Consider the following 19,174-nt stretch of genomic DNA (forward strand, 5'->3'; position numbering starts at 1 on the left):
CAAGCGATTTACTTCACCCGGAAAATTTGGTTAAATTTGGCATAGCAGAGGCTCTACTGTCAGGAGGTCCACCTTGTACAACTACCCCGACTCCCTCGGAAAGTTCGGCCCCTTCGGAGGAAAGTTCGTTCCCGAAACCTTAATGGCGGCTCTTTCGGAGCTTGAGGAGAAGTACAGAGAGCTTAAAGAGGACGAAAGCTTCCAATCCGAATTCAGAAAACTCCTAAAACAGTACGTAGGAAGGCCCACTCCCCTGCAGCCTGCCGAGCGCCTATCGGAGTTCCTCGGGAACGGCATTAAAGTTTACCTGAAAAGGGAAGACCTCAACCACACCGGAGCCCACAAAATCAACAACGCCCTGGGTCAGGCGCTCCTTGCCAAGAGAATGGGTAAGAAGAGGATAATAGCCGAAACCGGAGCAGGCCAGCACGGCGTTGCAACGGCTACCGCCTGCGCCTTCCTGGGGCTTGAGTGCATAGTATACATGGGGGAGGAGGACGTTCACAGACAGGCCCTAAACGTTTTCAGGATGGAGCTTCTCGGCGCCAAGGTAGAGGTTGTCAAAAGCGGCAGCAGAACACTTAAAGACGCGGTAAACGAAGCCATAAGGGACTGGGTAACAAACGTCAGGACCACCCACTACATCATCGGCTCGGCGGTAGGCCCTCACCCCTACCCCATGATAGTTAGGGACTTTCAGTCGGTTATAGGAAAGGAGACCAGAGAACAGATACTCAAAGCCGAGGGACGGCTGCCCGACGCAATAGTGGCCTGTGTGGGCGGAGGGAGCAACGCAATCGGCATCTTCTACCCCTTCATAGAAGATAAAGAGGTGGAACTTATAGGCGTAGAGGCTGGGGGCTACGGCCTGGACACCGACAAACACGCAGCAACCCTGTGCAAGGGTAAAGTCGGCGTTTTCCACGGGGCCAAGTCCTACCTGCTCCAGAACGAAGACGGCCAGGTAACCCCCACCCACTCGGTATCTGCAGGCCTCGACTACCCGGGAGTAGGACCGGAGCACTCACTCTTAAAGGAGGTTAAAAGGGCCCAATACTACGCGGTAACCGACGAAGAGGCCCTCGAGGCCTTCCAGGTACTCTCAAGAACCGAGGGGATAATACCGGCCCTTGAAAGCTCCCACGCCGTTGCCTGGGTTCTTAAGAACAGGGAGAAGCTTAAAGGTAAAACGGTTGTGATAAACCTCTCGGGAAGAGGCGATAAAGACGTTAACCAGGTAAAAGAGATTCTCGAAGAGCGACCGGAGCTTAGAATATGGTAGACGAGGTTACAGGCCTACCTTCCAGGAAGTCCTTCTTCAACAAGCTCAGGAGTGTAGAGCCCGGAACACCCGTAATAATTGCCATATTCGACATAGACGACTTTAAGTTCGTAAACTTCTCCCACGGTTACCAGCTGGGAGACGCCGTTTTAAAGGCCACCGGCCACCACCTAAAAAGGGTGTTTAAGAAGTATTTCTCCCACTTCTTCGTAGCAAGAACGGGAGCAAACCAGTTTTCGGTCCTGCTCTTTGACAAAGTTCCGATTATCCGGATTAAAGAGGTATTCAACCGCCACATCCACCTCATAGAGTTCAAGCTGAAAGATGAGTTCATCAGGGTAACCGTTAGCGGCGGAGTCAGCAGCGGACAGGAGCAGTACTTTGAAGTCTTTTCACAGGCGGAAGACGCCCTCTACACCGCAAAGAGGGAGGGCAAAAACGAGCTGGTCTTCTACCAGCACTTCAGCCTTCAGGACGCCAAGAAGTTCAGAGAAATAAGACAGAAGCTCATAGAGGCGATAAGGAACAAGGCCGTATTCCCCTGTTTCCAGCCGATAGTCTCGTTAAGAACCGGCGAGATATTCGGATACGAAGTGCTATCGAGAATAAAATACAGAGACGAAATCCTAAAGGGAGACTACGTTTTCTCGGTTGCAGACTCCCTCGCCCTTACCCCCGAAATAGACAAACTCCTCTTTATAAACACCATAAAGTTCTTCGGCCCCTACAAGCTCTTTTTCAACCTCTCAATGAAGTACTTCTTCAGGGAGCTTAACACCATTTTCCAGATAGCCAAACAGTACAACCTGGACCTCTCAAACGTGATATTTGAAATAACCGAGTCCCAAAAACTCATGAGCGAAAAGGCGGCAATCAGCATATTCACCCTATTTAAAGAGTTCAACGCCGGAATAGCAATAGACGATTTCGGGGCGGGCTACTCAAACTTCATGTACCTGAAAAAGTTCCCCGCAGACGTTATAAAAATCGACGGCAGCTTCATCCGCGGGGCAAAAGAGGACAGGAAAGACCTGACCATAGTGAAGTCCATAGTTGAAGTGGGGAAGGCCTTTAAGCTGAGAACCCTTGCAGAGTTCATAGAAGACGAAGAGACCTACCGCCTGATGAAGGCGATAGGGGTTTCCCTGGGGCAGGGCTACTTCATAGGTAAGCCCGCCCCAGAGCCCGTAGAGGTGAGGGTGGAGCTGTCGCCTTAACCGGAAGTCAACTTAACGTTTTCGGGCTTTATCTTGGCAAAGCGCCTCTTGCCCACCTGAACGACAAACTCCCCTGCAAGCAGGTCCACTTTGTAGTCTTCGTCGAGGATTTTCCGGCCGTCTATCCTGACGGCACCGCCCCTTATCTGACGCCTGCCCTCGCTGGTAGACTTAACAAGCCCTAAGATTTTCAGTAACTTGGGCAGCCAAATCGGGTTTTCGGGAACTTCAACTTCGGGCTCGGGGATTTCGGGGGGAAGCTCCCTTCGGGAGAAGACCCTCTCGAAGTGCTCCCTCGCCCTCTTTGCGGCTTCTTCACCGTGGAAAGTGGCAACTATGGTCTCTGCAAGGCGTTTCTTTGCCTCCATCGGGTGGAGCCGCCCCTCCTTAACGGCCCGCTCCATCTCCTCTATCTCCTCCTCCGGAACGCGGGTAACGAGCCTGTAGTAACGCCACATGAGCTCGTCGGAAATCCTCATCACTTTACCGAACTGCTCCTCCGGAGGCTCAAGTATCCCTATGTAGTTACCGAGGCTCTTACTCATCTTCTGAACGCCGTCGAGCCCCTCCAAAATGGGCATCATTATGCAGACCTGTTCCTCCTGACCGTACTCCCTTTGAAGGTGGCGCCCCATCAGGAGGTTGAACTTCTGGTCGGTTCCCCCGAGCTCAACGTCGGCCTTTAACACAACCGAGTCGTAGCCCTGAAGGAGGGGATAGATGAACTCGTGAATGTGTATGGGCCTGCCTTCCTTAAAGCGCTTCTCAAAGTCGTCCCTCTCAAGCATTCTTGCCACTGTGTACTTGGAGGCAAGCTTTATGAGGTCGGCGGCGCTCATCTGGCCGAGCCACTCGCTGTTGAAAACCACAACGGTTTTTTCGGGGTCGAGTATCTTGAAAACCTGCTGTGCGTAAGTTTCTGCGTTTTTAAGAACCTCCTCCCTTGTGAGGGGCGGGCGGGTTTCGTTCTTGCCCGTAGGGTCCCCTATCATTGCGGTAAAGTCGCCTATGAGGAAGTAAACCTCGTGACCGAGCTCCTGAAAGTCCCTGAGCTTCCAAAGGAGAACCGTATGGCCCAGGTGAAGGTCGGGGGCCGTAGGGTCAAACCCCGCCTTAATGCGGAGCTTCCTACCCGACTTCAGTTTCTCCAAAAGCTCCTCTTCCCCTATAATCTCGGCGGTTCCCCTCTTTATAACTTTTAACTGCTCCTGCGGGGTCATCTCTCCTCTCCTTCAAGTATTATCTCCATAGCCGTTTCATCACAGTTGGGGAATTTTACACAGTTTATACAGTCCCTCCAGATTTTATGGGGAAGGGTGTTCTTATCTATCTCCCTAAAGCCGAGCTTCCTGAAAAAGTCCACCTGGTATGTAAGGGTAAAAACTCTGTTAATCCCGAGCTCAAGCGACTCCTCAAGGGCCCTCTTTACAAGGGCGGTGCCTATACCCTTTCCCGTGTGACCGGGAGCAACCGCCAGGGAGCGCACCTCCGCAAGGTTATCCCAGAAAACAGAGAGGGCACACACGCCCAGAACCGTTCCGTCCTCTTCGTAAACCCAGAACTCCCTTATGTTCTCGTAGATGCTGTTTATGGAACGGGGAAGCATAAGCCCCAGTTTGGCGTAGTGGTTAACGAGGAACTGAATGCTCTCCGCATCCTGAACTTTTGCCTTCCTAATGGTGCCGGGAACGCTCCTGCTCAACTCTCCCCCATCCTAAGAACTTTCACAGGCTCAGTTTTCGCCGCCCTCAGCGCCGGGTAAACCGTTGCAATCCCGCTTATGATTAGGGCCGCAACGGCGGCAACTACGCAGTCTGCAAGGTGGAGCTGAAAGGGAAGGTGGTCTATGTAGTAAACGTCCGGCGGCAGGGGAATGAGCTTAAACTTCTCGCCGAAAACGGAAACGGCAATCCCGATTGCCTCACCCAAAATAGTGCCGATTGCCCCTATCAGAAGCCCCTGAAGGACGAAAACTTTCACGATAAAGCCGTTTTCCGCCCCCACGGTTTTCAGTATGGCAATATCCCTGGACTTTGAGCTCACCGTCATCATGAGAAGGCTGGAGATGTTGAAAGAGGCAACAACCACAATCAGCGTCAGAATCAGGAACATGGCGAGCTTCTCAAGCTTCAGTGCCGAGAAGAGGCTCTTATTTAAAGATATCCAGTCCTGAACCGAGTAGGCAGGGCCGAGGACGGCCTCTATCTGCCTCTCAACGGGTTTAACGAGGTTAAGGTCCCTAACCTTAACCATTAAACCCGTAACAGAATCTCCGAAACCGAATGCCTTACGAACGGCGTCAAGGTGGGCAAGAACCAAGGAGGAGTCAAACTGATACATCCCCACCTCGAATATGCCCACCACGGTGAACTTGGCCGTTCGGGGTATAACGCCGAAAGGGGTCTTCCTGCCGTAGGGAGATATAAAGGTGATTTCGTCTCCCACCGTTATGCCGAGAGTATCGGCAAGAATACGCCCGATTACCACACCCTTCGGGGAGCTCTCAAAGAGCTTCCAGTCTCCAACAACCATGTGCCGGGGAATGGAGGTAACTTTTGGCTCAAGGGCGGGAACACACCCCCTTATGGAAGCACTTGCGGCTGTTTGGGCCTGACCGGCCGTGGCCATAGCCGGAACGTAGATAAACGGCTCAACACCTACAACGCCCTTAATCTTCGATATCACGTGCTGAGCGTAGTCGTAACGAACAAAGGGACCCGAACGCTTCATCACTATTATGTCGGCGTTGGCAGAAAGAAGCCGCTTCTTTATGGCGTCTTGGAAGCCGGTCATAACGGAGTTAACGATTATAAGGGCGGCCACCCCCACAACAACGCCGAGAACTGCAATCAAAACGGCGAAGGAGTGGTAGCCGCCCTTGGGCTTTAAACTCCTAACCGCAAGCCACAGAAGGAGCGGGTTCAACTCTCCTTAACCTCTTCCTTCTTCTCCTCTCTCCTCTCGGGCCTGAGCTGAGGGAAGAGGAGAACTTCCCTGATGGAGTCTTTATCGGTAAAGAGCATAACGAGCCTGTCTATTCCTATCCCCTCGCCGGCGGTGGGAGGCATACCGTACTCAAGGGCGGTAACAAAATCGGCGTCGTACTCCATGGCCTCCTCGTCTCCCCTCGCCTTCTCCTGGAGCTGCTGCTTAAAGCGCCTTGCCTGCTCCTCGGGGTTGTTGAGCTCACTGTAGGCGTTTGCAACCTCACGGCCGTAGATGAAAAGCTCAAACCGCTCAACAAGCTCGGGGTTACCGCGCTTCTCCTTGGCAAGGGGCGATATAGCCTTGGGGAAATCTACAACGAAGGTCGGCTGGATAAGCTCGGGCTCTACCAGCTTCTCAAAGAGCTCCTGAACTCTCTTAAAGTGGGAGAGCTTCTCGGCGTTCTCTATCTCGAGCTCCTTGGCCTTTTGAAGAACCTTCTCCTCGTTGTGGAGGAGCTCATCGGGGGTGAGTCCGGTCTTCTTCGAGAGCTCCTCAAGGTAGGAGATTCTCCTGAAGGGCCTCTTAAAGGAGATTTTCGTTCCCTGATACTCTATCTCCCTAACGCCGGGGCCGTAGAGCCTATCCAGGAGAAACTCAAAGAGCTCCTCGGTCATCTCCATAAGGTCGTAGTAGTCGGCGTAGGCCATGTACCACTCAACCATCGTAAACTCGGGGTTGTGGCGGGTGCTTATCCCCTCGTTACGGAAGTTCTTGCCCAGCTCGTAAACCCGCTCAAAACCCCCAACCAGAAGCCTCTTCAGGTAGAGCTCGGGGGCTATTCTCAGGTAAACGTCTATGTCGAGGGCGTTGTAGTGGGTGATGAAGGGCTTTGCGGCCGCTCCCGAAGCTATAGGCTGAAGGATTGGGGTCTCAACCTCCAGAAAACCCCTGCTGTCGAGGAACTCCCTTATGGCCTTTATAACCTCGGTTCTGGTTCTGAATACCTCCCTGACCTCCGGGTTCACTATGAGGTCGAGGTAGCGCTGACGGTAGCGCTTCTCGGTATCTTTCAAGCCGTGCCACTTTTCGGGCAAGGGCCTTAAAGACTTGGTAAGGGGGGTGAGCTCCTTAACCTCAAGGGTCAGCTCGCCGGTTCTGGTTCTGAAAAGGGTCCCCTTTACCCCAACGATGTCGCCGATATCTATGAGCCTCTTAAAAACCTTGTTGTAGAACTCTTCCCCTACCGTGTCCCGCCTGATGTAGCACTGGAGCCTGCCGCTTTCGTCCTGAATGTGGAAGAAGGCGGCCTTGCCCATAACCCTCATGGAGACTATACGGCCGGCAAGGGAGAACTCCTGGGAGGGAAGCTCTTCTCCCTCGCGCTCCTCCTGGCTTTTCACCCTGCCGAAACGGGCAATAAGCTCACCGGCTTTGGCGTTAACGTCGAACTTATAGGCGTAGGGCTCGTAGCCGAGCTCTTTCAGCTTCTCTACCTTTTCCTTCCGCTGCTCTACTATCTTGTGCTCCAGACTCTTCTCCTCTGCCATCCTCTCTCTCCACTGGAAAGTTGGAATTTTCTGCCTAAAGTTTAGGCATTTAGAAGGGAAACTTCAAACTGAACCAAAGAAATTGAATAAAAGGAAAGTGTATAATTTACACGATTTTGAATCTACGATGATTGAGGGAGTCAGTGGTTAAACTCCTCGAGGCCGTAGGAAGGTGGGTAATCGCCTTCTTGGAGTTCTGGGGAAGGTGGTTCCTGCTCTCTGCAAAGGCCGTAACCCTTGCATTTAAGCCGCCGCTGAGGCTCAAGAGGTTTATCTACTACCTTGCAACCATAGGCTCAGACTCCATACCGGTGATAGCGGTAACGAGCCTGTTCACAGGCGGCGTTATCGCCCTTGAGACCTACAACGCCTTCCACAGGTTCAACGCAGAGTTCATGATAGGCGCGGTTGTGGCAATCTCGATGGCCAGGGAGCTCTCTCCGGTTCTCTCAGCGCTGCTCGTAACCGCCCGCTCGGGCTCTGCTATGGCAGCCGAGATAGGAACCATGAGGGTTACAGAGCAGATAGACGCCCTGGAGATGATGGCCGTAAACCCCATTAAGTTCCTCATAACCCCAAGGATATACGCCACAACCATTTCTCTGGTGTTCCTTACCGTTATAGCCGACATAATAGGCTACATAGGGGGATACCTGGTAAGCGTCCACATCTTCGGCGTTAACAAGACCCTCTACCTGAGGTACACCCAGAACTTCGCCCATATGGAAGACGTGTTTCACGGCCTCATAAAGGCCGCCGTTTTCGGCTTTCTCCTCTCCACTATAAGCTGCCTCTACGGATACTACACGAGAGGAGGAGCAAAAGGGGTCGGAGAGTCCACTACAAAGGCGGTTGTCTCTTCCTCGATAGCGATTCTCATATTCGACTACCTGATAACCTACCTGCTGAGGCTCTTTAACCTATGAGGGAAGCGATAATAGTTGAGAACCTGAAAAAGCGCTTCGGCAATAAGGTTGTCCACAACGGCGTGAGCTTCACCGTTTACGACGGCGAAATTTTCGTGATAATGGGGCCGTCGGGAACGGGAAAGAGCGTTCTGCTGAAGCAGATAGCAAGGCTCATAATCCCCGACGAGGGGAGGATAAAGGTTTACGACTTCGACGTTATAAACCTGAAAGAGGAGGAGCTTGAGCGCTTCAGGGAGACGCTTACTTACGTTTTCCAGAGCGGAGCGCTCTTTGACTCCTACCCGGTTTGGTACAACGTGGCCTTCTACCTCATAGAGAAGAAGGGCGTGAAGGAGAGAGTGGCCCGGGAAAAGGCCAGCTACTACCTGTCGCTCCTGGGGCTTTCCGGAACGGAAGACCTATTCCCCAGCGAGCTCTCGGGAGGTATGAGAAAGAGGGTGGCCGTTGCAAGGGCCCTGTGTATGAACCCAAAGTGCATACTGTTCGACGAGCCCACCTCGGGCCTTGACCCGGTGATGACGGCAATTTTCGACAGGCTGATTCTGAGGCTGCGGAGCGAGTTTAACAAGACCTGCGTTGTTGTGAGCCACGACGTTACAAGCGCCTTCAGGATAGCCGACAGGATAGCGATACTCTTTAACGGCAGGGTGGTTGAAGTGGGAACGCCGGAAGAGATTAGAAACAGTAAAAACCCAGTTGTTAAACAGTTCATCAACGGAGAACCTGAAGGGCCTATAACCGAAGCTCTGGAGCGTGAAGATGGGTAAGCTGAGTCTTGAGGCCAAAGTTGGCGCCCTGGTAATTGCCGGGCTCACCGGCCTTGGAGTTATAGCAACAACCCTCAACCCCCTACAGTTTAAAAGGGGGGTTGAGCAAAAGCCCTACCTTATCTACTTCAGCAACGCCGCCGGCCTTGAGAAGGACGCCCCGGTAAGGGTGGCCGGAGTTACGGTGGGTAAAGTTGTAAAGGTAGGAGTAAAAGACGGCAAGGCGGTTGTAGAGATAATCTTCACAAAGCCCGTGAAGCTCTACAAAAACGCCGTTGCAAAGATAGAGACCATGGGCCTAATGGGCGAAAAGTACGTTGAGATAGACCCGGGCCACCCGCCGGCACCACCGCTTCCCCCGGGCTCGGTTATAGAGCAGACCCAGGTTCCCGCCTCTATGGACCAGGTGATGACCTCTCTGAACCAGCTCCTCGAGAAGTTCAACCAGGCGGTTACAACCCCCGACGGCAAGAACAGAATCGCCATCATAATGGACAGGATAAACCAGCTGACCGCAAGCGTGAACAAGGTTGTAAACGACGTTGACACCCTTTTAACCGAGAACAGGAAAAACGTTAAGAAGCTCATAGAGAACGCCCTGGCCCTTACAGAGAGCCTGCGGGAGGAGCTTCCCCAGATACTCGACAACGTAAACAACCTCACCCAGCAGCTCTCGGAAGTAACCCTTGAGAACCGCCAAGACATCCGTCAGCTGGTAAGGAACCTGCGCTTGGCGAGCGATAAGGCACCCCAGATTGCCGCGAACCTCGACCAACTCACCAAGAACCTGAAAGAGCTCCTCAACGAACAGGATACGAAGAACATCAAGGAGACCCTGGCAAACATCAAGGCCACAACAAAGGAGCTGAAGGAGCTTCTGGCCAAAGTCAACAGCGGCAAGGGAACCATCGGGAAGCTCTTCAACGACGAAAGCCTTTACGCCAACTTGGATAAAACGGTCAAAACCTTGGGAAGCCTTGCGGAGAAGGTCGAAAAGACTCAAGTTTACGTAGGCTTCAGAGGCGACGTAAACACGAGAACCGGCGACAGCAGAGGGGTGTTTACCCTGAAGGTGGAGCCCCCGGAGAAGGACCACTACTACCTGCTTGAGGTTGTGGGCAACTCCCAGGGACACATAACCTACCAGAAGTACTACATAGATACGGGAACGACAACCGGCTGGCGAGAAGAGGTGGAGAAGAACTACAAAACCCAGTTCACCCTCCAGTACGCCAGGATATTCAACGCCGACTGGCTGAGGCCGGGAACGAAGCTGGTTCTGAGGGGAGGACTCAAAGAGAGCTCCGGAGGGGTAGGGCTCGACCTACTGTTTAACAAGCGGTTTATGCTGGTTTCGGACCTTTGGAACACCGGCAGGAAGGACTCCAAGGGAGACAACATACCGCCCCACCTGCGAGTGGGAGTTAAGTACTTCCTCAACAAGAACTGGTTCGTTTACGGAGGCGGCGACGAGCTCCTGTACCACAAGTGGAGAGGCGTTTACCTTGGAGCCGGCGTCCTGTTCGGCGACAACGACATTAAGTACCTGCTCGGCTCAATGCCCGGAGGTATAAAGTGATAGCCGTTGTAGACTACGGAATGGGAAATCTCAGGAGCGTAAGCAAGGCGATTGAATCGGTAGGCGGAGATGTTGAGGTAACGAGCTCTCCGAAGAGAATTGAGGAGGCAGAGGTGGTTGTCCTGCCGGGGGTAGGAGCGTTTAAAGACGCAGTAAGGAACCTGAAAGAGCTCAACCTGTGGGAAACCCTTATAAGGCAGGTTGAGAAGGGCAAGCCGTTTCTGGGGATATGTTTGGGGCTTCAGCTGCTCTTTGACGTTAGCTACGAGTTCGGCGAAAGTGAGGGGCTGAAGCTCATAAGGGGAGAGGTTGTTCGGTTTCGGCTGCCTCCTGAGTTCAAGATTCCCCATATGGGCTGGAACCAGGTTTACCTGAAGAAGGAGTCGAAGCTCTTTGAGGGCATTAAAGAAGGGGAGTTCTTCTACTTCGTCCACTCGTTCTACGTTAAGCCCGAAGAGCCCGGCGTAACTCTAACGGAAACCGACTACGGCATAACCTTCACATCTGCCGTTGAGAAGGAGAACCTGTTTGCGGTTCAGTTCCACCCGGAGAAGAGCCAAAGGGCTGGGCTGAAGCTCCTTGAGAACTTCCTCTCTATTGTAAAAAGCGCCTAAAGGGGGGCAAAGGCCCCCTTAACCGCCTATCTTATCGTGACCCACAACGACTCTACCGGCCCACTTAGAGAGTATGTCGCAGGCCACCTCAACGCCGCTACCTGCTGCAGAGGCAACCATCGTTATAACGCCGGCAGCAAGACCCGCAACGTAAACGCCGGGAGCCTTAGGCCTAAGGGCGATTTTCCCGGGCCTGGGAGACTTGGGGTGGGGAACAACTTCAACGAGGTCCGTTTTTACCGGGAAGGAGTGAAAGCCTGTAGCGAAAACAACCAGCTCGGCCTGAAGCTCCCTGCCGTCGGAAAGAACCACCTTAAACTCACCCTCCCTGCCGGTAACCTCTGCAACCTCACCTTCAATCAGGTTAACCTCCTCAAACTCCTCCACCTGAGTCCTGAGGAACTCAAGGTACTCCTCTCCGGTGGTTCCCCTCTTAACGCCGGGAACGTTGTTTAAAACGGCCTTTAAAACGTCGGAGCTTCCGCTGTCTACAACGGCTATTGGCTTCCTTGCGAAGTCGAAGCGCCTTGCCCCGTCTGCAAGCGTAAGGGCACAGGAAAGACCTGCAGGCCCGCCGCCCACAATAACCACTCCGTACATCACCACCTCCGCCTTTTCTTTAAGAACATAAACCCCATTTGAGATAATCACAACTACTTCAAGAAGGAGGCGCCATGAAGGCTTACACTAAATACCTTACGTTTAACACCAAAAGGCGCAGAGAGCTCATAAGGATAACCGACACCGTTAAAGAGGCGGTAAAAGAGTCGGGAGTTAAAGAGGGGCTGTGCCTCGTTTCCGCAATGCACCTAACCGCGGCGGTAATCATCCAAGACGACGAAGAGGGGCTCCACGAAGATATCTGGGAGTGGCTGGAGAAGCTGGCCCCCTTCAGACCCGACTACAAACACCACAGAACGGGCGAAGACAACGGCGACGCCCACCTGAAGAACCTGCTGGTCCACCTCCAGGTGGTCCTGCCGATAACAAACGGAGAGCTGGACCTGGGGCCTTGGCAGGAAATCTTCTACGCCGAGTTCGACGGCCAGAGGCCCAAAAGGGTAATCATCAAAATAATCGGAGAGTGAGTTGAAAGAGGCGGTTCTGCTTACCTACATGGGAGCTCCCTCAAATCTCAAAGAGATAAAACCCTTCCTCTACAGGCTCTTTTCCGACAGAGACCTCATAAACTTCGGCGTTCCGGCCTTTCTCCAGAAGCCCCTTGCCTACCTGATAGCAACCTTTAGAACCCCTAAAGTGCAGCCCCAGTATCAGGCAATCGGAGGGGGTAGCCCTCTCGTGAGGAACTCCCTACAGCAGGCAGAGCTCCTTGCCAAGGCCACGGGCCTAAAGGTAAAGTGCGGAATGCTCTACTCAGAGCCCCTCCTTGAGGTAGTTGCCAAAGAGATAAAAGAGGAAGGCTACAAAAAGATTTACCACATTACACTCTATCCCCAGTTCTCCTACGGCACCGTGGGGGCGTGCATACGGGACGTTGAAAAACAGTTAAAGGGAGTAGAGGTCAAACACTGCCGCTCCTGGTGCAGGAACCCCCTATACGTAAAGTGGGCTCAGGAGATGATAAGGCCCTACCTGAAAGGGCTGAACCCGAACGAGACGGCCCTGCTGTTTTCGGCCCACAGCCTACCCAAGTACTTTGTGGAGGAGAAGAGAGACCCCTACCCGGAAGAGGTAAAGGAGAGTGCACAGCTCATCGCTTCGGCCTTTACCGGTTTCAGGTGGTTTATCTCCTACCAGAGCAAGGTAGGGCCGATAGAGTGGCTCGAGCCGTCTACGGAAGAGACGCTGAGAGAGCTCAAAGAGATGGGGTTCTCGTCGGTTGTCGTTTTCCCGATAAGCTTCGTCTCGGAACACATAGAGACCTTGTACGAACTCGATGTAGAGTATAAAGAGGTTGCGAAAGAGCTGGGGATTGACTACAGGAGAGTTAGGCTGAAACACGACTCTCCGCTCCTTATAGAGGCCCTAAAGGGAGAAGTTGAAAAGCTGAGGGGTGAGTGATGAGAGTGTGCGTTATAGGCGGCGGTGTTTCTGGGCTTTCAACCGCCTTTTACCTAAAAAGGGGCGGGGCCCAGGTGAAGCTCCTCGAGAGGGAAAACTATCCGGGAGGAAAGGCGAGAACTTACTACGAGAAAGGCTACATAGTTGAGTCAGGGCCCAACGGGTTCCTCGACGGCAAGCCCGATACCTTAGAGCTGGTAAAGCTGCTGGGGGCCGAAAAGCTACTCTACAGAAGCTCCGACAAGGCAAGGAAAAGGTTCATCTATAAAAACGGCAGGCTTGTAAGGCTGCCGGAGAACCCGATAGCCTTTCTCTCCTCCTACCTGCTCTCCTGGAAAGGTAAGGTGAGAGTGCTGGGAGAGCTCCTCGTCCCCCCCTCCGAAAAAGAGGACGAAACCCTCGCCGAGTTTGTAAGGCGCAGGCTCGGGAAAGAGGCCCTCGACTACCTGCTCGACCCGATGGTTGCCGGAATATTTGCCGGCGACCCCGAAAGGATGAGCCTAAAGGCGGCCTTTCCCACCATCTACAGGCTGGAGAGGGAGTACGGCGGACTCATCAGGGGGCTCATAGCAAAGGCGAAGGAGGCAAAGAAGAAGGGAGCGAAAAGCTCAGGGCCCGCCGGCCCGGGAGGCGTACTTACCTCTTTCGTTAAGGGGATGAGCCAGTTTACCCAGCTCCTTGCCCAAGAGCTGGGAGAGAGCTTCACCCCCGAAGCCCAAGTAAAAACCTTAGAGAAGAAAAAAGACAAGTGGCTGGTAACCTACACCCTCCGAGGTAAAGAGAAAAGCGAAGAGTTCGACGCCGTGGTCCTCTCCCTACCGGCCTACGCAGCCGCACAGGTGCTAAAGGAGACCTCAAGGGAGCTCTCAGAGCTACTTGCCTCCATAGAGTACTCCCCCATATCGGTAGTTGCCCTGGGCTTTGAAAAGAGGGGGCTGGGCCACAACCTCGACGGCTTCGGGTTCCTCGTGCCGAAAGTTGAAGGGAGGAAGATTCTGGGAGCCCTCTGGGACAGCTCGGTATTCCCCAACAGGGCCCCGGAAGGAAAGGCCCTAATCAGGGTAATGATAGGCGGAGCACGCCAGCCGGAGCTTGCACTCAAAAGCGAGGAAGAGCTCACAGAGATAGCCCTGAAGGAGCTCAAGAGAATAATGAAAATCCGCCACTACCCGGAGATGGTAAAGGTGTTCCGCCACGAAAAGGGCATTCCCCACTACACCATCGGGCACGCCGAAAAAGTGGAAAGGATATTCAAACTCGGCAGGGAGCTGGGCAACCTCTTCTTCTGCAACAACGCCTACAAAGGCGTAGGTATAAACGACTGCACCAAAAGCGCCAGAGAAACGGCAGAGGAAGTCCTGAACTCCCTTTGTTAAAATCGCCCAAACTCGCTAAGGAGGTGTCTATGATACCCCGCTACACTCTACCCGAAATGGGCAGCATATGGGACGAGCAGAACAAACTGAGGAACTGGCTCAAGGTTGAAGTTGCGGCGGCCGAAAGCTGGGCAGAGATAGGGAAGATTCCGAAAGAGGCGGTAGAGAAGATAAAGGAGAAAGTTAAGCCCTACCTTGAAGGGGAGAAGGAGTTTGACACAAAGCGCATAGCCGAGATAGAGGAGGTAACGAACCACGACGTTATAGCTTTCCTCACCTACATAAAGGAGATAGTAGGCGACGAAGCCAAGTACCTCCACTTCGGTATGACCTCGTCGGACATGCTCGACACGGCGTTCGCCCTCCAGATAAAACAGGCGGGAGAGCTGCTCCTCAAAGATATAGAGAGAGTCATGGAGGCCATAAAGAAGAGGGCCTTTGAACACAAAAACACCGTTATGGTGGGAAGAACCCACGGGATACACGCAGAGCCCATAACCTTCGGCCTGAAGCTGGCCATATGGTACGACGAAATGAGGAGGAACTACGAGCGGCTCAAAGCCGCCGTTAAGAGGGCGGCTGTAGGGAAGCTCTCGGGAGCAGTGGGGACCTTTGCAAACATAGACCCGAGGGTGGAAGAGCTCACCTGCAAGAAGCTGGGAATAGACTACGCAAAGGCCTCCAACCAGGTGGTTCAGAGGGACAGACACGCAGAGTTCCTGAACGCCCTTGCCCTCACAGCATCTTCCATAGAGAAGTTTGCAACCGAAATCAGACACCTTCAGAGGACAGAGGTAAGGGAGGTTGAAGAACCCTTCAGGAAAGGACAGAAAGGTAGCTCCGCAATGCCCCACAAGAGGAACCCGATACTCTCGGAGAGGCTCTGCGGCCTTGCAAGGGTTGTGAGGAGCGCCTCCATTGTAGGAATGGAGAACGTTCCCCTGTGGCATGAAAGGGACATCTCCCACTCCTCCACCGAGAGAACCGTTTTCCCCGATGCCTGCATAGCCCTCGATTACATGCTTCAGAAGTTTGCCGGCCTTATGGAGAACCTGGTTGTTTACCCCGAGAACATGATGAAAAACCTAAACCTACTTAAGGGGCTAATCTTCTCCCAGAGGGTTCTCCTCACCCTGATAGAGAAGGGGGGCCTTTCAAGGGAGGAGGCCTACGCAATCGTTCAGGAAAACGCAATGAAGGTGTGGAACGAGGGCAAAGACTTCAAAGAGCTTCTCAAAAAAGACGAAAGGGTTAGAAAAGTCCTCTCGGAGGAGGAGATAGAGGAGATTTTCGACCTCTCCTACCACACAAAGCACGTAGATTACATATTCAAGAGGGTATTCGGGGAGTAGCCCTCCCCGCCCTCCTTTAATCTTTTTTAAAGAAATATGGGCGGCGGTAAAATATAATTCAAAGTTAAATAGATAACAAAAAACCAATAAAAGCGGCGCGAAAAAATAAGAACGAGGGGTGAGGAGTTGAGGTACTGTATCTATCTCTCTTCGGAATCTCCGGTATATCTCCCCATTCACTACAACCACATACTCAGGGGATTCCTATTTAACTTAATTCCCCAAGCGGAAAAGCTCCACTTTACCTACTCCAACTTTTTCGGGAAGAAGAGGATTAACAAAGAGAGGAAGAGAATTTCGTTCTTATCCTCATTTCACTTCTACGTTTCAATATTTGAAGATGTAGAAATTGAATTCCCGGTGGGAACGGAGCTCCGGCTCGGGAAAAACAGGGTAAGAATCGATAAAGTAGACGCCGTTCCGGTAACGGTAAACGAAAAGAGCATAAAAGTAAAAACCCTCTCGCCGGTAACGGTCTTCCAGAGCCTCCCCAACGGCAAAACCCTCTACCACAGGCCAACAAACGGGGAGTTCTTCAAAAAGCTTGAAGAGGATTTAAAGGAGAAAACCGAGAAACTTACCGGTATCAGGCCCGAAATATCGGTTCAACCTTCTCCCGAGGGGGTGTTTAAAAAGGCGGTGGTTCAGTACCGGAACCGGTTCGTAATAGAGGCGTGGAAGGGGATGTTCGACCTTGAAGGAGACCCGGAGGCCCTGAGAGTGGCACTGACAGTTGGGCTCGGCGGCAGGAACAGCCAAGGTTTCGGCATGGTGGCTACTGCCGTTTAAGGGCCCTGAAAAGCTCAAGGAGCTGCTCTCCGGTAAGCTCTTCGGCCCTCTTTTCAAGGAGGGGCTGAAGGTGTGGGGGAAGCTCCCCTTTAACCGGGATATTCTTCTTGAGTTTTTTCCTCCTGTGGGAGAAGGCCATTTTGAGGAAGTTCTCAAAGGGCAAGAGCTCCTCGTCTGAGAGTTCGGGCTCCTTGGGCTCAAGCTTCACAACCGTAGACCAAACCTTAGGAGGGGGTTTAAAGGCCCCGGGAGGTACATCGAAGAGGGGCTTTACCGTGAAGAACCTCTGAAGGAGAGCAGGCAGGTAGCCGAACTCTTTTCCGCCCGTTGCCGTTAGCCTGCCAGCGACCTCCTTTTGAACCATGAAAACGCCGCCCGAGAAAGCAGAGCGGTGGTTGAGCAGGTTCCTGATTATGGCTGTAGAGACGTTGTAGGGGAGATTTCCGAAAAATTTCAAACCTCTGCCGAGTTGGGAGAAGTCAAAGGTTGTGGCGTCGGCGTTAAAAACGGTGATTCTGTCTTTAAAACGCTCCTTCAGGTAGTCTACCCAGTCGGGGTCTATCTCGATAGCGTAAAGGGCTTTGGGGTTTCGGGCAAGAAGCTCTTCCGTAAGAGCCCCTCCGCCGGGGCCTATTTCAACAACAACGTCGTCTGAGGTAATAGGGAGGGCGTCTGCTATCCGCCGGATAACATTTCTATCTTTAAGGAAGTGCTGACCGTAACGTTTCTTTAGCCTCACTCAACCACCTCAACTTCAACTTTTACCGATTTAAAGCGGGCGGTTTTGACAAGCTCGTCGGCTTCATCCCCGAACAGGAAGTTAATCCTGCTCTTTGCTCGGTGGAAGGAAACAAAGAGGGTTCCCGGCTTTAGGTGGCGGTTAAACTCAAGGGGCAGGGGAGCGGTTTCTCCGTACTCGGACCTCAGGATAACCCGCTTGGCCCCCTTTAAGCGCTCCCTATCGGCCTCGCTTGCGTAAACGGTGTCTTCTTTAAAGGTTTGGAACTTTTCAAGGGTTTCACACCTGCCGGTCTGGTTTGCGTTGTTGTAATGGGGCAGAACTCTGCCGGTGGTAAGGTAAAAGCCGGAGAGCTTGCCCCGCTCAAGGAGCTCCTTAACCATACCGCGGAGCTTATAAGGGGTGTAAACGAGCCGTGCCTTGCCCGAAGGGGTTGGGAAGCTCTCCCTATAGAGAATCGGCGTCCCCTTTCCTTCCTCTGTAACGGGCCACTGGGGCGGGTTGAGGGGGTCCTTTTCAAGGAGCTCATAGGTGGCCCCTTTAAAACGCTTAGGAGCGTCTTCCCTGAGGGCATTCCACACTTCTTCAGAGCTTTTAAAGTTAAAGGGCGCTCCCATCTGGGAGGCAACTCCGTTTATAACCTCCCAGTCGTCGGGCAGGTCAGTTTCAAAAAGCGGCCGGGAAAGGTGGAGTCGCCGCTCGGCATTTACGTAAACACCGCTCTTTTCGTAGCAGCTCTTAACTCCGAAAACAACGTGGGCAAAGCGGGTAACCTCACAGGGAAAAAGCTCGTTAACTGCAAGGAACTCAAGCTTTTTAAGGGCAGAGCGGATTTTAGACTGGTTCGGGTGAACGTGGGCTATGTCTTCTCCTATAACCCACAGGGCCTTTATACGCCCATCGTCGATAGCGTCTATTATCTCGGGAGTTTTGTAGCCGATTTCCTCCGGAACTCTGTAGTCGGGAAGGTAGTAGGGAAGCATCCCAACGTCACAGGCCCCCTGAACGTTGTTCTGGCCCCTGAGGGGCATGAGGCCGCAGCCCTCTTTTCCTACGTTACCGGTTAAAAGGGCAAGGTTTGCAATGGCCATAACGGCGTAGCTACCGTCGGTATGTTCGGTAATTCCCAAGCCCCACATAAATAGGGTCCTCTTGGTGGCAATCTCAAAGGCGAGCTCTTCTATCTGATGGGCCAAGTGGGAGTAGCCGGGCAGTCTTTCAAACACCGAAGGGTGGGAAAGGGGGTCTTTTAAGATAGCCTCTTTAAACTCATCAAAGTTTTCTACCCTCTCCCGGAGGAAGGGCTCGTTGTAGAGCCTCCTCTCAACTATAACCCTGGCAAGGGCGTTTAAAAAGAGGAGGTTACTCTCGTAGGGGATTGCCAGTTTATACTTGGCAAAGCGGAAGAGGCCTATCTCTCTAACGTCTAAAACGGCAAGGGTTGCGCCGCTCCTCACCCGCTCTATAACCCTGTGGCTCACTATCGGGTGGGCTTCTGTGGTGTTGGAGCCGAGAACAAAGATAAGCTCTGCGTTGTAGATTTCATCAAAGGGGACCGAGGCCGCCCCCTCCCCAACGGTGGCTCTTAGCCCCTTCAGGGAAGGTGCGTGGCATATCCTTGCACAGTTATCAACGTGGGGCGAGCCTACAACTTGGCGGGCAAAGCGTTGAAAGAGGTAGGCGCTCTCACAGTTCGTCCTCGCTCCCCCTATAAAGGCGAGGGAGTGGGGGCCATAGCACTCCTTTAGTCGGTTAAGCTCTTCAGCTGTGATTCTGTAAGCAACCGAATAGGGAACGAGCTTAAAGCCTTTGAAGTTTGGGTAGGAGGAAGGGGCGTAGCCGTAGCGGGTGAGAAGCTCTTCCCTAACAAGAGCTCCCCTTATCCTGTCGGGATGATTGACAAACTGGTGACCGAATATCCCCTTTATACAGAGCTTCCCCTTGCTCACAACACCGTTTACGGGAACAACTCTACCGTTTTCAAAGCCGATTTCGCACCCAACTCCGCAGTAGGTACAGACGCTTATCTTCAA

At 52.9% G+C, this 19,174-nt stretch carries 18 protein-coding genes; 11 read left to right on the forward strand and 7 right to left on the reverse strand.

Translation table 11 applies throughout. The annotated features are described in order from the left end of the window. The first annotated feature begins 73 nt into the window (after positions 1-73). The gene (gene trpB, locus THEAM_RS05040) at positions 74-1,282 is read left to right on the forward strand and encodes a tryptophan synthase subunit beta (protein ID WP_013537756.1); all 1,209 of its coding nucleotides are present in this window, start codon (positions 74-76) and stop codon (positions 1,280-1,282) included. Next, on the forward strand, positions 1,276-2,499 hold the full coding sequence (locus THEAM_RS05045) for a bifunctional diguanylate cyclase/phosphodiesterase (protein WP_013537757.1): 1,224 nt from the start codon (positions 1,276-1,278) through the stop codon (positions 2,497-2,499). The genes trpB and THEAM_RS05045 overlap by 7 nt, the downstream gene beginning before the upstream one ends. On the opposite strand, the gene tyrS is transcribed toward THEAM_RS05045, so the two are convergent. From tyrS to lysS, 4 genes are read right to left on the reverse strand one after another with little or no spacing between them, the layout of a single operon-like run. Continuing rightward, the gene (tyrS, locus tag THEAM_RS05050) at positions 2,496-3,719 is read right to left on the reverse strand and encodes a tyrosine--tRNA ligase (RefSeq protein ID WP_013537758.1); all 1,224 of its coding nucleotides are present in this window, start codon (positions 3,717-3,719) and stop codon (positions 2,496-2,498) included. The genes THEAM_RS05045 and tyrS overlap by 4 nt on opposite strands. Further along, positions 3,716-4,201 (reverse strand): N-acetyltransferase, encoded by a 486-nt coding sequence (locus tag THEAM_RS05055; RefSeq protein WP_013537759.1) that lies wholly within the window; start codon positions 4,199-4,201, stop codon positions 3,716-3,718. The genes tyrS and THEAM_RS05055 overlap by 4 nt, the downstream gene beginning before the upstream one ends. After that, positions 4,198-5,424 (reverse strand): ABC transporter permease, encoded by a 1,227-nt coding sequence (locus tag THEAM_RS05060; protein ID WP_013537760.1) that lies wholly within the window; start codon positions 5,422-5,424, stop codon positions 4,198-4,200. The genes THEAM_RS05055 and THEAM_RS05060 overlap by 4 nt, the downstream gene beginning before the upstream one ends. Continuing rightward, positions 5,421-6,974: a lysine--tRNA ligase gene (gene lysS, locus THEAM_RS05065; RefSeq protein WP_013537761.1), complete on the reverse strand. Its 1,554-nt coding sequence runs from the start codon at positions 6,972-6,974 to the stop codon at positions 5,421-5,423. Before lysS ends, THEAM_RS05060 begins: the two co-directional genes overlap by 4 nt. Positions 6,975-7,117: 143 nt before the next feature. Between lysS and THEAM_RS05070 the strand changes: the two genes are divergently transcribed. Genes THEAM_RS05070 through hisH form a run of 4 tightly spaced genes read left to right on the forward strand, consistent with a single transcriptional unit; the run spans position 7,118 to position 10,863 of the window. Then, a complete protein-coding gene (locus THEAM_RS05070) occupies positions 7,118-7,900 on the forward strand; it encodes an MlaE family ABC transporter permease (protein WP_013537762.1) in 783 nt (260 codons plus the stop codon). Beyond that, on the forward strand, positions 7,897-8,670 hold the full coding sequence (locus tag THEAM_RS05075; protein WP_013537763.1) for an ABC transporter ATP-binding protein: 774 nt from the start codon (positions 7,897-7,899) through the stop codon (positions 8,668-8,670). Before THEAM_RS05070 ends, THEAM_RS05075 begins: the two co-directional genes overlap by 4 nt. Continuing rightward, the gene (locus THEAM_RS05080) at positions 8,663-10,249 is read left to right on the forward strand and encodes an MlaD family protein (protein ID WP_013537764.1); all 1,587 of its coding nucleotides are present in this window, start codon (positions 8,663-8,665) and stop codon (positions 10,247-10,249) included. Before THEAM_RS05075 ends, THEAM_RS05080 begins: the two co-directional genes overlap by 8 nt. Beyond that, positions 10,246-10,863: an imidazole glycerol phosphate synthase subunit HisH gene (gene hisH / locus THEAM_RS05085; RefSeq protein WP_013537765.1), complete on the forward strand. Its 618-nt coding sequence runs from the start codon at positions 10,246-10,248 to the stop codon at positions 10,861-10,863. Before THEAM_RS05080 ends, hisH begins: the two co-directional genes overlap by 4 nt. 18 nt (positions 10,864-10,881) lie before the next feature. On the opposite strand, the gene THEAM_RS05090 is transcribed toward hisH, so the two are convergent. Then, on the reverse strand, positions 10,882-11,463 hold the full coding sequence (locus THEAM_RS05090; RefSeq protein WP_013537766.1) for an FAD-dependent oxidoreductase: 582 nt from the start codon (positions 11,461-11,463) through the stop codon (positions 10,882-10,884). Positions 11,464-11,537: 74 nt separating this feature from the next. Here THEAM_RS05090 and THEAM_RS05095 point away from each other — a divergent pair, with 74 nt between their 5' ends. The 5 genes from THEAM_RS05095 to cas6 all read left to right on the forward strand — a co-directional run bounded on the left by THEAM_RS05095 (position 11,538) and on the right by cas6 (position 16,402). Continuing rightward, on the forward strand, positions 11,538-11,951 hold the full coding sequence (locus THEAM_RS05095; RefSeq protein ID WP_013537767.1) for a secondary thiamine-phosphate synthase enzyme YjbQ: 414 nt from the start codon (positions 11,538-11,540) through the stop codon (positions 11,949-11,951). Position 11,952: 1 nt separating this feature from the next. Next, a complete protein-coding gene (gene hemH, locus THEAM_RS05100; protein ID WP_013537768.1) occupies positions 11,953-12,885 on the forward strand; it encodes a ferrochelatase in 933 nt (310 codons plus the stop codon). Beyond that, positions 12,885-14,261, forward strand: coding sequence for a protoporphyrinogen oxidase (hemG, locus tag THEAM_RS05105; protein WP_013537769.1), 1,377 nt, complete (start codon positions 12,885-12,887; stop codon positions 14,259-14,261). The genes hemH and hemG overlap by 1 nt, the downstream gene beginning before the upstream one ends. 29 nt (positions 14,262-14,290) lie before the next feature. After that, the gene (gene purB, locus THEAM_RS05110; RefSeq protein WP_013537770.1) at positions 14,291-15,613 is read left to right on the forward strand and encodes an adenylosuccinate lyase; all 1,323 of its coding nucleotides are present in this window, start codon (positions 14,291-14,293) and stop codon (positions 15,611-15,613) included. A gap of 126 nt (positions 15,614-15,739) precedes the next feature. Beyond that, positions 15,740-16,402 (forward strand): CRISPR-associated endoribonuclease Cas6, encoded by a 663-nt coding sequence (cas6, locus tag THEAM_RS05115; protein WP_013537771.1) that lies wholly within the window; start codon positions 15,740-15,742, stop codon positions 16,400-16,402. On the opposite strand, the gene rsmA is transcribed toward cas6, so the two are convergent. Then, positions 16,389-17,141, reverse strand: coding sequence for a 16S rRNA (adenine(1518)-N(6)/adenine(1519)-N(6))-dimethyltransferase RsmA (gene rsmA / locus THEAM_RS05120; protein WP_013537772.1), 753 nt, complete (start codon positions 17,139-17,141; stop codon positions 16,389-16,391). The genes cas6 and rsmA overlap by 14 nt on opposite strands. Then, the gene (locus tag THEAM_RS05125) at positions 17,138-19,174 is read right to left on the reverse strand and encodes a molybdopterin oxidoreductase family protein (RefSeq protein ID WP_013537773.1); all 2,037 of its coding nucleotides are present in this window, start codon (positions 19,172-19,174) and stop codon (positions 17,138-17,140) included. The genes rsmA and THEAM_RS05125 overlap by 4 nt, the downstream gene beginning before the upstream one ends.

The sequence above is a fragment of the Thermovibrio ammonificans HB-1 genome (assembly GCF_000185805.1).
Classification (GTDB): domain Bacteria; phylum Aquificota; class Aquificia; order Desulfurobacteriales; family Desulfurobacteriaceae; genus Thermovibrio; species Thermovibrio ammonificans.

What these genes read in the sequence shown, in the direction of transcription:
- purB (WP_013537770.1), top strand. Translation starts at nt 14,291, where the DNA reads ATGATACCCCGCTACACTCTACCCGAAATGGGCAGCATATGGGACGAG.
- THEAM_RS05090 (WP_013537766.1), bottom strand. Translation starts at nt 11,463, where the DNA reads ATGTACGGAGTGGTTATTGTGGGCGGCGGGCCTGCAGGTCTTTCCTGT.
- THEAM_RS05095 (WP_013537767.1), top strand. Translation starts at nt 11,538, where the DNA reads ATGAAGGCTTACACTAAATACCTTACGTTTAACACCAAAAGGCGCAGA.
- THEAM_RS05075 (WP_013537763.1), top strand. Translation starts at nt 7,897, where the DNA reads ATGAGGGAAGCGATAATAGTTGAGAACCTGAAAAAGCGCTTCGGCAAT.
- hemG (WP_013537769.1), top strand. Translation starts at nt 12,885, where the DNA reads ATGAGAGTGTGCGTTATAGGCGGCGGTGTTTCTGGGCTTTCAACCGCC.
- THEAM_RS05045 (WP_013537757.1), top strand. Translation starts at nt 1,276, where the DNA reads ATGGTAGACGAGGTTACAGGCCTACCTTCCAGGAAGTCCTTCTTCAAC.
- lysS (WP_013537761.1), bottom strand. Translation starts at nt 6,974, where the DNA reads ATGGCAGAGGAGAAGAGTCTGGAGCACAAGATAGTAGAGCAGCGGAAG.
- THEAM_RS05080 (WP_013537764.1), top strand. Translation starts at nt 8,663, where the DNA reads ATGGGTAAGCTGAGTCTTGAGGCCAAAGTTGGCGCCCTGGTAATTGCC.
- tyrS (WP_013537758.1), bottom strand. Translation starts at nt 3,719, where the DNA reads ATGACCCCGCAGGAGCAGTTAAAAGTTATAAAGAGGGGAACCGCCGAG.